General features: G+C 38.1%; 11 protein-coding genes and 1 other RNA gene. 10 read left to right on the plus strand and 2 right to left on the minus strand.

Annotation, left to right across the window (positions count from 1 at the left end; genetic code table 11):
- Positions 1 to 1,205: fibronectin-binding protein FnbA (locus NXS11_RS10770; RefSeq protein ID WP_259201201.1), on the plus strand; the 1,205-nt coding region annotated here is incomplete at its 5' end.
- Positions 1,206 to 1,619: 414 nt separating this feature from the next.
- Here NXS11_RS10770 and NXS11_RS10775 read toward each other — a convergent pair.
- Together NXS11_RS10775 and lqo are read right to left on the minus strand one after the other, a co-directional pair.
- On the minus strand, positions 1,620 to 1,721 hold the full coding sequence (locus tag NXS11_RS10775; RefSeq protein WP_259201202.1) for an SE2200 family small protein: 102 nt from the start codon (positions 1,719 to 1,721) through the stop codon (positions 1,620 to 1,622).
- 17 nt (positions 1,722 to 1,738) lie between these two features.
- A complete protein-coding gene (gene lqo / locus NXS11_RS10780) occupies positions 1,739 to 3,229 on the minus strand; it encodes an L-lactate dehydrogenase (quinone) (RefSeq protein ID WP_259201203.1) in 1,491 nt (496 codons plus the stop codon).
- A 558-nt stretch (positions 3,230 to 3,787) separates the two neighbouring features.
- Here lqo and NXS11_RS10785 point away from each other — a divergent pair.
- From NXS11_RS10785 to recR, 9 genes are all read left to right on the plus strand, one after another.
- Positions 3,788 to 5,392, plus strand: a complete 1,605-nt coding sequence (locus NXS11_RS10785) for an L-lactate permease (RefSeq protein WP_259201204.1) — start codon at positions 3,788 to 3,790, stop codon at positions 5,390 to 5,392.
- 166 nt (positions 5,393 to 5,558) lie between these two features.
- A complete protein-coding gene (gene treP / locus NXS11_RS10790; protein ID WP_259201205.1) occupies positions 5,559 to 7,004 on the plus strand; it encodes a PTS system trehalose-specific EIIBC component in 1,446 nt (481 codons plus the stop codon).
- Between the two features lie 105 nt (positions 7,005 to 7,109).
- Complete coding sequence (gene treC, locus NXS11_RS10795) at positions 7,110 to 8,750, plus strand: alpha,alpha-phosphotrehalase (protein WP_259201208.1); 1,641 nt, start codon at positions 7,110 to 7,112, stop codon at positions 8,748 to 8,750.
- Positions 8,751 to 8,766: 16 nt separating this feature from the next.
- Positions 8,767 to 9,492: a trehalose operon repressor gene (gene treR, locus NXS11_RS10800; RefSeq protein WP_259201209.1), complete on the plus strand. Its 726-nt coding sequence runs from the start codon at positions 8,767 to 8,769 to the stop codon at positions 9,490 to 9,492.
- A 60-nt stretch (positions 9,493 to 9,552) separates the two neighbouring features.
- Positions 9,553 to 9,822, plus strand: an RNA gene (gene ffs / locus NXS11_RS10805) — signal recognition particle sRNA large type.
- 187 nt (positions 9,823 to 10,009) lie between these two features.
- Entirely contained in the window at positions 10,010 to 10,546 is a 537-nt protein-coding gene (locus NXS11_RS10810) for a GNAT family N-acetyltransferase (RefSeq protein WP_259201210.1), read from the plus strand.
- Positions 10,547 to 10,707: 161 nt separating this feature from the next.
- Complete coding sequence (gene dnaX / locus NXS11_RS10815) at positions 10,708 to 12,396, plus strand: DNA polymerase III subunit gamma/tau (protein WP_259201217.1); 1,689 nt, start codon at positions 10,708 to 10,710, stop codon at positions 12,394 to 12,396.
- A 104-nt stretch (positions 12,397 to 12,500) separates the two neighbouring features.
- Positions 12,501 to 12,821: a YbaB/EbfC family nucleoid-associated protein gene (locus tag NXS11_RS10820; RefSeq protein ID WP_259201261.1), complete on the plus strand. Its 321-nt coding sequence runs from the start codon at positions 12,501 to 12,503 to the stop codon at positions 12,819 to 12,821.
- Position 12,822: 1 nt separating this feature from the next.
- Positions 12,823 to 13,419, plus strand: a complete 597-nt coding sequence (gene recR / locus NXS11_RS10825; RefSeq protein ID WP_259201267.1) for a recombination mediator RecR — start codon at positions 12,823 to 12,825, stop codon at positions 13,417 to 13,419.
- The last annotated feature ends 560 nt before the right edge of the window (positions 13,420 to 13,979 follow it).

Raw genomic sequence — 13,979 nt, forward strand, 5'->3', positions numbered from 1 at the left:
TTGAGATACCAGAAGTGAATGATGCAGACGCTAATGGAGTAGCTGACGATGTAGATGCGCAACGCACTGAAGCAGAAAAAGCAGTAGAAGCAGCTAAGGCAGCAGACCAAGCAGCGAAAGATGCATTGGATAAAGCAAAAGCCGACGGCTTAATCACACCAGCAGAAAAATCAGAGCTAGAAAAACTACAAAAAGAAGTTACAGACAAAAAAGCTGAAGCGACGGATAAAGTCAATGCATTACCAGAAGATCAAAAAGGCAACTTACCATCAGAGCTAGATAAGTTAACAGGTATTGAGATACCAGAAGTGAATGATGCAGACGCTAATGGAGTAGCTGACGATGTAGATGCGCAACGCACTGAAGCAGAAAAAGCAGTAGAAGCAGCTAAGGCAGCAGACCAAGCAGCGAAAGATGCATTAGATAAAGCGAAAGCGGATGGCTTGATTACACCAGCAGAGAAAGCAGAGTTAGAAGAACTACAAAAAGAAGCTACAGACAAAAAAGCCGAAGCGACGGATAAAGTCAATGCATTACCAGAAGACCAAAAAGGTGACTTACCATCAGAACTAGATAAGTTAACAGGTATTGAAATACCAGAAGTGAATGATGCAGACGCCAATGGTGTGGCAGATGATATTGATGCGCAACGTGCTGAAGCAGAAAAAGCAGTAGAAGAAGCTAAGGCAGCAGACCAAGCGGCGAAGGACGCATTAGATAAAGCAAAAGCAGACGGCTTAATCACACCAGCAGAGAAAGCAGAGTTAGAAGAACTACAAAAAGAAGCTGCAGACAAAAAAGCCGAAGCTACAGATAAGGTTAATGCGTTACCGGAAGATCAAAAAGGTGACTTACCATCAGAGCTAGATAAGTTAACAGGTATCGAAATCCCAGAAGTTACTGATATTAATACGGGAGATGTATCTGATGATCAAGATCACACAAATAAACAGCAAAAACCTAAAAAACCAGCTAAATCACCAGTTATGCCAAATGGATCAATAGATCATACAACAAGTGAAGTAACAGGAGCGAACAAAGCAACTGTACACACAGCAACAAAATCTAAGGTACAAAACAATAAAGCATTACCAGAAACTGGACAAGAATCTCAACAATCAACAACATTGTTTGGTAGCCTATTTGCTGGTTTAGGTGCACTATTATTCTTCAGAAGACGTAAAAACGACGAAGAAAGTAAGTAATTTCAAATAGAAAAGCGACAGGACGATTGAAGTTCTGTCGCTTTTTTGCTGTTCAGTGGAAAGATAATGATAAGTAAGGATCTAGTTTTATTTATATTGTCGTTCCAGCTAAGTTGAAATAGCTGTTTTGATTTAGTATACAGTTGGCATACTATAAAAAGTAGGATATTAACAGAAAACGCTATCCAAAGTAAGAATATATTGTAAAAGGCAATAGCTGACTGGAATGAAAATGTACTTTTCTAAGCCCTTTTTATCCCTACTTAGTCTTGCCGGGGTGGGACAATGGAATCTTTTTAGAAAAAATGAGATTCCTGTCCCACTCCCATCCCACCACAAAAGATGTAGAATCTAAAAAAATGTCATCTATTTGGAATCATTAGATACTAAATAGATGACATTCATTGTTAAAAATTAATATTCGATGTTTGGCATTTTGTTAACGTGTTGTTGATAACGTTTTAATGCAGCTGTTGCCGCACCGATAATAATTGCTAAAATCATAAATTTTTTCATGTGGATGCGCACTCCTTTTATTCGTAATAGTTCAATTCTAAGTCTTTAGAAGTTTGTTCACGTGTTTTGCGCATTAATGCTTCATCATCAATTAATGATTTACCATATGATGGAATCATTTTTTGGATTTTTGCTGTCCAATCAGATAATTCTTCAGGGAAGTTGCGTTCAATAACTTCTAAAGCAACTGACACAGATGTTGATGCCCCTGGTGATTCACCAAGTAATGCAATAACAGTGTGGTCTTCAGAGTTTACAACTTCTGTACCGAATTGGATGAACCCTTTACCGTATTCATCAGTATCTTTGATTACTTGAACACGTTTACCAGCAGTGTATAGTTCCCAGTCAGCGTCGCGAGCTTCAGGAACAAACGTACGCAAGTGGTTCATACAACCTTCTTTTGTCATTAAAATTTGATCAAAAGAGTATTTTAATAATGGTAAGTTTTTCGCAGCTGACGCTAATAAAGTAGTAATGTTGTATGGTTTAACTGACTTGAATAAGTCTAAGTTTGAACCATTTTTCAAGAATTTAGGACCAACACTTGCGAATGGACCGAACAATAAAGTCTTCTTACCATCGATAAAGCGTGTATCTAAGTGAGGCACTGTCATTGGAGGTGTGCCTGGTGGTTCTTTACCATAAACTTTAACCCCGTGTTCTTCAATAACTGATGGGTTTGTACACGCTAAGAATTGACCTGTGATTGGGAAACCACCTAAGTTTTTGCTTTCTGGAATACCAGTTTTTTGTAGCAATGGAATCGCACCGCCACCTGCTCCGATAAAGATAACGTCTGCAATTTCAGTTGAAACATTACCAGTTTGACGGTTAAGTACTTTTACTTCCCATTTGCCATCTTCACGGCGGTGGAAGTTTTTCACTTCATGATTGTAATGTACTTGCGCATTTGGGTGTTTTTCAATGCTACGTGCCATTTTACGTGTTAGTTCACCGAAGTTTACGTCTGTACCTTCATCAATTTTACTTGCAGCCATGATATCATCAGCACGACGGCCTTCCATCATTAATGGCATCCATTTACGCATTACTTCAATATCCTCTGTATATTCGATGTTGTCGAACATAGGGAATTGCTTCATTGCTTCATAACGACCTTTTAAGAACTTAACGTTATTAACGCCACGAACGAAGCTAATGTGTGGTAATGGATTGATGAAATCTCTTGGTGTATCAATGTTTTTGCTTTTAACAAGATAGCTCCAGAATTGTTTTGAAATCTCAAATTCTTCATTGATAACTTTTGCTTTTTCGATATCAATAGAGCCATCTGGTTGTTGTACTGTGTAGTTAAGCTCACAAAGTGCGGCATGTCCAGTACCTGCGTTATGGTTCTCATTCGAACTTTCTTCACCTGGCTGATCTAAACGCTCATAAAGCTTTATATTCCAGTCGGGCTCAAGGTCTTTGATCATTGAACCGAACGTTGTGCTTAGGACACCTGCTCCAATAATAATAATATCTTTGCTGTGTTTGCTTGTCATAAAACGATCACCTTTCTATTTGGCTTGAGAGCAAGGCAGTGGTTTACCTTGATACTTCTATTATATACCACTCTTTTTTCATTTTAAATGCTCTAGGCTTATTGAAGTTAAAAAATATCGTGTAGATTGAAAAGATTAAGTATTTCCGTAAGATTCTGTTGGGTAAATAGAAATATTTGAAGTGTTATGTAACTATAGCGGTGAGATGATTGAAAATAGATTCTTATATGTGAAATGTTTCTTAAAAAATTATATGTGTGATTTTAGTGAGTGAAATAAAAATTAACTTAAAATTATGTACAAAAAAAGAACAAAATCAAGCGTGAAAAAAGGGAATCTCAAATGCTTGTAAATGCTGTAATATCAACGTATTCAAGTGTTTTATATGTGAGGGAAAGTATGCGTATAATACGAGAGGTTCCAGTGATAGAATAATCAAATATTAAGATAATAAGATAAATATTGAATTAGTAAACAAAAACGCTTACAATTTGATTAAATTAGTCATAAGGTCATCAGATGACTATGATTATTTATTCAGTTATTGGGGGAATTTAGATGAATGCATTATTAATGCTTGTTGCGTTAAGTGCAGTAATCGTACCATTCATTTGTTTGGTTGTTCTACGTATGTCTGCCTTAGTTGGGATGACAATTAGCGCAGTGGTTGTCACAATATTAGGCTATGTATTCTGGGGGATAGACGGTGGGGTTATTACGGCTTCCTTCTTACAAGGCATACATAAAACACTAACAATTATTTTAATTTTATTCGGTGCGTTAACGTTACTCAATACGTTAAGGGAGACAAATGCAGTAGCGCGTATTAACGCAGGATTTCAAAATGTATCACATGATATGCGTGTTCAGGTGATTATTGTTGCATTTTTGTTCGGATCATTAATCGAAGGCGCTTCAGGATTTGGGACGCCTGCTATGGTTACAGCGCCACTGATGGTTGCATTAGGGTTCAAACCATTGACAAGTGTTGTAACAGCACTGATTGCCGATAGCGTATCTGTATCATTTGGTGCGGTAGGGACGCCAATTCTTGTTGGACTTAGTACATTAAAAAATGCGAATGATACGCTATTTCATATGACAACGATGCGTGTGACAGTTGTTGAGTTATTAAGTGGTGTCATGATTCCGTTCATTATGGTAGCAACCATGGTCTTCTTCTTCGGGAAAAACGGCAAGGCTAGAGCGATTTTAGAAATTGCACCATGGACATTACTGATCGGTGTATTTTACGTATTCACAGCATGGTTTTATGCAATGCTGACAGGACCAGAATTTGTATCCATCCTTACACCGTTAACAGTTTTAGTCGTAGCAGTATTTACGGCTAGAAAGGGAATTTTAATACCTAAGACGATTTGGCAAGATGCGCTTGTAGACGATTATGATACGTCAGCAGCATCAATGAAGCATGAGATGAGCTTGTTATCTGCGTGGTCACCGTACTTAATTGTTGTAGCGCTTTTATTGTTAACACGTGTTGTATCACCAGTTAAAGCACTTACAACATCTGTGCTAAATCTATCGTGGAATGAAATCATGGGATATGAGCGTATCTCATCAAGTTGGGAATTATTATACTCACCAGGTACCATTTTGCTCGTTTCAGCATTTTTAGCAGTAATTATTCAGCGCAAGTCAATACGTCACTTCACAAAAGCTTGTCGCGAGTCGATTAAGACCATTCGTGTTACGTCGTTTACATTAATTGCGACACTTGCAATGGTGCATGTATTTAGTAATTCAGGTTTGAACGGTAATGATTTATTAAGTATGCCAGAATTTATTGCAGAAGGTATGGCACATACATTTGGAGGTGTATGGCTTGTCATTGCACCGTTCTTAGGCGCACTGGGCTCGTTTATTACAGGTAGTGCAACAGTATCTACACTAACATTTGCGCCAATACAAGCAAATATCGCACAAGCAATTGGTGCAGATGTGTATACCGTACTCGGTGCGCAAGTGATTGGTGCTGCAGCGGGTAATATGATTTGCGTACATAATGTCGTTGCAGTATGTGCAGTTGTTAATATGCCTGGTAAAGAAGGTAGTGTTATTAGTAAGACACTCGGACCAGCGATGTTGTACTGTATCTTAGCCGGTATTAGTACGCTGATTATGGCATCATTATTCTTTTAAATCTAATATTTGTAGTAGAGTGGAAATCAGTTAGGGAAACGATTTCTGCTCTATTTTATTGTACGCTAAAAAATTAAAAAATGTATATTTTGTGAAAGCCTTTACAAAAGTTGTACATACAAGTTATAATTTGTCTATACAAGTAGAAGAATAAGGAGTGAAAAACATGGCAGTAAAGCGAACGGATGTACAAGACATTATTGAGGCGATTGGCGGTCCAGAGAACTTACAATCTGCGACACATTGTGTAACGCGTCTTAGATTGGTTTTGAATGATGATAATCAAGTAGATAAGGATAGATTGAGTGACAATCCTCTTGTAAAAGGACAATTTAAAGCGGACAATCAATACCAAATTGTCATTGGTCCTGGAACAGTTGATGAAGTATACAAAGTGTTTATTGATGAAACAGGAACACAAGCAGTATCTAAGGAGGAAGCCAAAGCGCAAGCAGCAAAGAAAGGTAATCCGTTACAACGCTTGATTAAGCTTTTGGGAGATGTTTTCATTCCTATTTTACCGGCTATCGTAACAGCAGGTTTATTGTTAGGAATTAACAATGTTTTAACGATGGAATGGACAAAAGGTGCGCCGTCTATTATTGAGCGCTTTCCAGAAATTGCAGATGTGGCAAATATTATTAACGTAATTGCGACAACAGCATTTATTTTCTTACCTGCATTAGTCGGTTGGAGTGCAATGCGTGTGTTTGGTGGAAACCCAGTACTCGGTATTGTATTAGGCCTTGTGTTAATGCACCCACAATTATTATCACAATACGAAATTGGAACAGCAGAAGAAATTCCAAAGTGGCATATTTTTGGTATTGCGATCGAACAGTTGAATTATCAAGGACAAGTACTTCCGGTGTTAATTGCTGCTTATGTCCTTGCTCAAATTGAAAAAGGTATGAATAAAATTGTACCTGATTCTATTAAGTTGCTCGTTGTTGCACCAGTAGCATTACTTGTAACAGGCTTCTTAGCATTTTTAGTCATTGGACCAGCAGCGTTATGGATTGGTACAGGTATTACAGTTGCAGTGACAACATTATTCGAAAGTGCTGGATGGCTTGGTGGTGCTATTTATGGTTTGTTCTATGCGCCACTTGTCATTACAGGTTTACACCACATGTTCTTAGCAGTTGACTTCCAGTTAATAGGTAGCCCATTAAAAGGTACGTATTTATGGCCAATTTTGGCGCAATCTAACATTGCTCAAGGCTCTGCTGCTTTAGGTGCTTGGTATGTATACAAAAAACGTAAAATGACGAAAGAACAAGGGCTTGCAGCAACATCAAGTTTATCAGGCTTCTTAGGTGTTACAGAGCCAGCGATGTTTGGTGTGAACTTACCATTGAAATACCCATTCTTCGCTGCAATCATTACAACGATGTTGACAGGTGCGTTGATTGGTGGTGCAGGTGTTCTTGGCTCTGTTGGTGTCGGTGGACTGCCAGCAATTATCTCTATTCATCGTGAATTCTGGGGTATTTTCGGTATTGCAACATTGATTTCAATGATAGTACCAGCGATTTTGACAGTGATTCTTTCAAAATTTAGTCGTGAGAAAACGAAAAAGATGGTAGATACATCAGAAACACAACAATGATGATTCAAATAAGTGAAGTAGAATTGAGCGAGTACAGCTTATTCTACTTCTCATTGTTTTTTGCGTAAGATAATGACAAAACTATCCATAGAAGGTGACAATATCATGAAAGAACAAGATTGGAAAAAGTCGGTTGTTTATCAAATTTATCCTAAATCATTCAATGATACGACAGGTAATGGTGAGGGGGATTTGAGAGGGATTATCGACAAGTTGGATTATTTACAGTTTCTAGGTGTGGATTATTTATGGTTGACACCTATTTATGATTCGCCAATGAATGATAATGGTTATGATATTCGTAATTACTATGAAATCAACGAACAGTTTGGTAGTAAGGCAGATTTTCGAGAATTGTTAGATAGTGCACACGCACGTGGACTTAAAATAATCTTGGATATTGTGATTAATCATACATCGACAGAACATGAATGGTTCCAATCAGCGCGCCAGTCCAAAGAAAGTCCATATCGTGATTACTACTTTTTTAAAGAATCTCAAGATGGCCCACCGACGAATTGGATGTCTAAATTCGGTGGCAATGCATGGGAATATAATAAGCAAACAGATGACTACTACTTGCATTTATTTGATGTGACGCAAGCAGATCTTAATTGGGAGAATGACAAATTACGTAAAGCGTTATATGACATGATTAATTATTGGATTGACTTTGGTGTGGATGGTTTTCGTTTTGACGTCATTAACCTTATTTCCAAAGGGAGATTTGAAGACTCTACGGCGATTGGTAAAGAGTTTTATACGGACGGGCCACGTGTACATGAATATATCCATGAGATGAATCGAGAAACATTTGGTAAAAAAGGTCTGATGACTGTTGGTGAAATGTCTTCTACAACAATTGATCACTGTATTAAATACACACAACCAGAGCGTCAAGAGTTGAGTAGTGTCTTTAACTTTCATCATTTAAAAGTGGATTATAAAGATGGAGAGAAATGGACGAATCAGAAGTTTGATTTGCATCAGTTAAAGTCGATATTGATGGAATGGCAAACAGGTATTTATAACGGTGGTGGATGGAATGCGATTTTCTGGTGTAATCATGATCAACCACGTGTCGTATCACGCTTCGGAAGCGACTTGGATGAAGCGATGAGACAACAAAGTGCGAAAACATTAGCGATTGTGCTACATTTATTACAAGGCACACCGTATATTTATCAAGGTGAAGAAATCGGTATGACAGATCCTCACTTTACATCGATTGACCAATATCGCGATGTAGAATCACTAAATGCGTACAAAGAACTTGTAAATAAGGGATATGATGAACAGGAGATATTAACAATTCTTGGACAGAAGTCTCGAGATAATTCACGTACACCGATGCAATGGTCAACAGAAGCACATGCAGGTTTTACGACTGGAACGCCATGGATTGATGTTACGCCAAATTATGACAAAATCAATGTTGAAGCGGCACTTGATGATCCGAACTCTATCTTCTACACGTACAAAAAGCTCATTGAATTGAGACATGACCACGACATTATTACGCATGGCGATATTGTGCCGCGGTATATGGAGCATGAGCAATTATTTGTGTATGAGCGGAACTACGAAAATCAGAAATGGTTAGTAGTCGCAAATATGACATTGGAACCTGCAAAATTGCCAGAAGCTATTGAATGTGATGGCAAAATAATCTTACAGAATGGAAATGTTACTGATGGTTACCTTGACCCTTATGCGGCGTATGTTATTTCTATAGAATCCAAGTAAGAGGCGAAAATAAGCGATGAAAAAACAAAATAAGTTTAGACACATTTACGAACAGATGCGAACGGCAATTGTAGACGGTACCTATGCATATGGCACACAACTCCCATCAGAACATCAGCTTATGAATCAATACAATGTGTCACGTGAAACAGTCCGCAAAAGTTTGAATATGTTAGTGTCAGAAGGGATGATTCAGAAAATACGTGGCAAAGGATCAATTGTCATCTATCAAGGATTGACAGACTTTCCATTTGCTGATTTGGTGAGTTTTAAAGAAGTTCAACAACAAAGAGGCAAAGCGCATGAAACACAGCTACAAGTTTTTGAAAAAGTTGTGGCACGTGATGTTCCGATTGTACGAAAAGCACTCGACATCACAGCTGATACAAGTTTATGGCACATTATTCGTTATCGTAAAATTGAAGGGATCGCTAAAATAATAGATGAAGATTATTTGATATATGACCTTTTTCCAGACCTGACAGAACAAGACTTACGTGATTCCTTATATGCGTATATTGAACAGACCAAAGGGTTTGAGATTAGTTTTTCAAGTAAGGCGATTACGTTTGAACCATTTGGGTCTTCGGAATATCAAGTGTTTGGGGATGTGACCCCTAATTATACGGCTACCGTTCGGGGGATCGTGCATTTAAAAGACACGACGAAGTTTCAATACAATATTTCTAAACACCTTGCAACAGAATTTCGTTTTGTTGATTTTTCTAGACGCCAAAAATAATTGTGTCTAGATAGGATTACGCTTGCAATATGTTAGGAATGTATAGTATGATTAATCGTACCGTGCTAAGCGGGGAGGTAGCGGTTCCCTGTACTCGAAAACCGCTTTATGCGAGGCTGAATTCCTTTGTCACGGGTGTGTATTTGTGAGGTCTGCCCAAAGCACGAGGTGTTTGAAGACTTCGGTCCTATGCAATATGAACCCATGAACCATGTCAGGTCCTGACGGAAGCAGCATTAAGTGGACATTCATATGTGCCGTAGGGTAGCCGAGGTTTAGCTATCGACTTTGGTAACGCTTATGATGCCCATTCAACACAAAGGTGCACGGTTTTTAATTTGCTATGAATGATTGAATATAGAAAGAGTTGAGATGATACGCGTGAGGCGATTGTTTCAGCTCTCTTTTTTATGCTTGTGAAGATTGCGATCGTATGGTGATTGATAAATGCTATAATGACTATGAACATCGGTTGCTATTTTAATTTTTTGATTAATTAGTTACGGGAGGTGCTAAGATGTCGATTTTTATCAGTACACTTACGGAGATGGATTATGAACTCTCTTTACAGATGATTGAGAATGCATTTGAAGAAACATCTGAATCTGAACAAGATGAAGTACAACATGTCAAAAGGTTACGCATGGCACCAGACTATCGCTATGAGCTAGAAGTCATCGCGAAAACAGCAGATGATGACATTATTGGTCATGCGATGTGTAGTGAAGTAAAGATTGAAAGCGAAGAAGAAACATATGTAGCATTGGTATTGGCGTCGTTGTCTGTATTAAATGCGTATCAGCAGAAAGGTATCGGTGCTGCATTGGTACAAGCACTAGAAGAACGTGCATATGCACAGGAATATACGACAATTGTTGTACTTGGACATCCGGATTTTTATGCACAGTTGGGTTATGAAATAGCAGCTAAACATGGAATTACCGTTCCATTTAATATGCCAGATGAAGCAGTGCGTGTGAAATTTTTGTGGGATACATTAGAAGACCTACCGCATGGTGAAGTGCACTATCCAAAACAATTTTTTGGTGTATAAAGTGAGATACAGCATTTGAGACTGATGAAGTTATACGATAGTGGCAGTTTTTATACGAAGGCGACTTGAACTTTTCTATTCATACTGATCATGTTCATTGTGACATACAAAATATTGGGAACATGCTATAATGAAAGCATTGTATATTCGGAGGTGCAACAGTGGATTATCAAGCACTATATCGTATGTTTCGACCACAGAGCTTTGAGGACGTTGTCGGTCAAGAGCATGTGACGAAAACATTAAAAAACGCTATCGCAAAAGGCAAACAATCGCACGCATATATTTTTAGTGGCCCTAGAGGAACGGGGAAAACAAGTATTGCGAAAATATTTGCGAAAGCGATCAACTGTGAAACGAATCATGATGGAGAGCCGTGTAATACGTGTGCGATTTGTAAGGGCATTACGATGGGAACAAACTCAGATGTCATTGAAATTGACGCTGCGAGCAACAACGGCGTCGATGAGATTCGTAATATTCGTGATAAAGTAAAATATGCACCAAGTGAGTCACGTTATAAAGTCTACATTATTGACGAGGTACATATGTTAACAACAGGTGCGTTCAATGCTTTGTTAAAAACATTAGAAGAACCACCGGCACATGCGATATTTATTTTAGCTACGACAGAACCGCATAAAATACCGCCGACGATTATTTCTCGTGCGCAGCGTTTTGACTTTAAAGCAATCAATCATGAACAAATCGTCTCACGCTTGAAATATGTTGCTGAAACGCAAGCGATTCCATATGAAGAAGCGGCATTAGATTTTATTGCGAAAGTTTCTGAAGGTGGAATGCGTGATGCATTGAGCATTATGGATCAGGCTATCGCATTTGGTGAGGAATATTTGACGCTACAAGATGCATTAGATGTTACAGGAAGTTTAGCAGATGCAGATTTGAATTTATTGTTAAGCGATGTCGTGCAAGGAGATGTACATAGTGCCTTTGAACGTTATCATTCGTTTGTGAACCAAGGAAAAGAAGTGAATCGCCTTATCAACGACATGATTTATTTTGTACGTGATACGATTATGGCAAAAACAACGGCGACATCATTTGAATACGATGCATTAAGCCATTTAGATTTGGATGTACTTTATCGGATGATTGATGTGATTAACGATACACTTGTGTCCATTCGATTTAGTGTTAACCAGAATGTACATTTTGAAGTGTTACTGGTTAAGTTGTCAGAAATGATTAAGACAACAAGTGATACAACGAATGTCTCAACACAAACAACTACGCAAGTTGACGCAACGTTAATAGAGCGTTTAAATAAGTTGGAATCAGAACTAAAGTCGTTGAAATCTCAAGATAAAGGCCGTCCTATGCCAGCGAAGGCACAGTCCCCAAAACGCCGTGGTAGTACGACAACTTATTCTGTGGAGCGCATTGCTAAAGTATTGGACAATGCGAATAAAGAAGATATTGCACGGATTAAAGAGCGTTGGCTCGATGTGATACAATATGCGAAAGATAGAGAACAAAAAGCCTTGGTCAGCTTGCTACAAAACTCTGAACCTGTTGCGGCAAGTGAAGATAAGGTGTTAATCAAGTTTGAAGAAGAAATCCATTGTGAAATTTTAAAAAAAGATGAAGAGAAACGACACAGTGTTGAAAAGGTTGTTCAAGACATTATTGCTAAGTCTGTAGAAGTTGTTGGTGTACCCGCGGACAAATGGATGCAAGTGCGCAGCGATTACATTCAAGGATTGAAGCGTGGTAGCACAGAGTCTTCACTACAACAAAAAACACCAGAAACGAAGCCGAGTGCTGTTCAAGCAGCAAAAGATATTTTTGGCGCAGATATTGTCCATGAAGTAGATAGCGAAACATGACAATAGTTAGAAAGGTATGTATAATTGTAAGCGAATCTAGAGGTATCTAAACCTTACGATAATAACAATTCATAAGTTTTTATATATCAAGGAGGAATGACATTATGCGCGGTGGCGGTAATATGCAACAAATGATGAAACAAATGCAAAAAATGCAAAAGAAAATGGCAGAAGAGCAGGATAAATTAAAAGAAGAAAAAATTGAAGGTACAGCTGGTGGCGGTATGGTCAAAGTTGTCGTAACAGGTCATAAGGAAGTCGTTGATGTTGTAATCAATGAAGAAGTAGTAGACCCAGAAGACGTTGAAATGTTACAAGACTTAGTACTTGCTGCAACGAATGAAGCAATGAATAAAGCAGATGAACTGACAGCAGATCGTCTTGGCAAACACACTAAAGGTCTTAACATTCCAGGATTGATGTAATATGCATTATCCACAACCGATATCAAAGCTCATCGATAGCTTTATGAAATTGCCAGGCATTGGTCCCAAGACGGCTCAACGTCTGGCTTTTCATGTATTAGAGATGAAAGAAGACGATGTTGTTCAATTTGCCAAAGCACTAGTAGATGTGAAGCGAGAACTTACTTATTGTAGTACATGTGGTCATATTACCGAACAGGATCCATGTTACATCTGTGAAGACAAGCAGCGAGATCGTTCTATTATTTGTGTAGTAGAAGATGATAAAGACGTCATTGCTATGGAAAAAATGAAAGAATATAAAGGCTTGTATCATGTACTGCATGGCACCATTTCTCCAATGGATGGCATTGGACCAGAGGATATCAACATTCCAGCACTTGTTGAGCGTCTCAAGGATGATGGCGTTCAGGAGCTGATTTTAGCGATGAATCCTAATCTGGAAGGTGAATCAACAGCAATGTACTTATCGCGACTTGTGAAACCATTAGGCATTCGTGTCACACGCCTTGCGCAAGGGTTATCTGTTGGTGGCGATTTGGAATATGCAGATGAAGTCACTTTGTCAAAAGCTATTTCTGGGCGCACAGAAATGTAATAGTATATAGAAGAAACAAGATATATTCTTTATCTTGTCAGGAGTGCTACAGAGATTTTATGTCAGTTGTAAAGTCTGAGTAGCGCTCTTATATTTTTATATTGTCTACTTATTTGTGCCATTTGGGAGAGTGTATCATTTAGATTTTTGCAGCTGTTTTTAAATTAATTCTGGGAAAATTGGTAATAACTATTCAAAAAGATAAAAGCCCTTAAAGAGTGTAAATTTTAATGTTGTTAAAAGGTTTGAGAGGCTGTATAGTTATATCTTGTTGAGTGGCAAACAAATAACTCAACAAATTGATAAAAAAGAATTTCAAAAAGTTGTTGACTTGAATTAGAAATATGTGTATAATTAATTCTTGTTGAGTCAAAAGAAAAAGACATGAACATTGAAAACTGAATGACAATATGTCAACGTTAATTCCGATAAATTGAGTACTCAGAGTAGTACTTCAAGAGTGATTGACTTAAACAATCAAACGAGCTAATCAAGCTTACTTCTTTTATGGAGAGTTTGATCCTGGCTCAGGATGAACGCTGGCGGCGTGCCTAATACAT

It is taken from the genome of Staphylococcus americanisciuri, from assembly GCF_024814435.1.
Classification (GTDB): Bacteria; Bacillota; Bacilli; order Staphylococcales; family Staphylococcaceae; genus Staphylococcus; species Staphylococcus americanisciuri.

Bases quoted from the DNA above. Each gene is read 5' to 3' on its own strand.
- NXS11_RS10775 (WP_259201202.1), bottom strand. From the start codon at position 1,721: ATGAAAAAATTTATGATTTTAGCAATTATTATCGGTGCGGCAACAGCT.
- lqo (WP_259201203.1), bottom strand. From the start codon at position 3,229: ATGACAAGCAAACACAGCAAAGATATTATTATTATTGGAGCAGGTGTC.
- NXS11_RS10785 (WP_259201204.1), top strand. From the start codon at position 3,788: ATGAATGCATTATTAATGCTTGTTGCGTTAAGTGCAGTAATCGTACCA.
- treP (WP_259201205.1), top strand. From the start codon at position 5,559: ATGGCAGTAAAGCGAACGGATGTACAAGACATTATTGAGGCGATTGGC.
- treC (WP_259201208.1), top strand. From the start codon at position 7,110: ATGAAAGAACAAGATTGGAAAAAGTCGGTTGTTTATCAAATTTATCCT.
- treR (WP_259201209.1), top strand. From the start codon at position 8,767: ATGAAAAAACAAAATAAGTTTAGACACATTTACGAACAGATGCGAACG.
- NXS11_RS10810 (WP_259201210.1), top strand. From the start codon at position 10,010: ATGTCGATTTTTATCAGTACACTTACGGAGATGGATTATGAACTCTCT.
- NXS11_RS10820 (WP_259201261.1), top strand. From the start codon at position 12,501: ATGCGCGGTGGCGGTAATATGCAACAAATGATGAAACAAATGCAAAAA.
- recR (WP_259201267.1), top strand. From the start codon at position 12,823: ATGCATTATCCACAACCGATATCAAAGCTCATCGATAGCTTTATGAAA.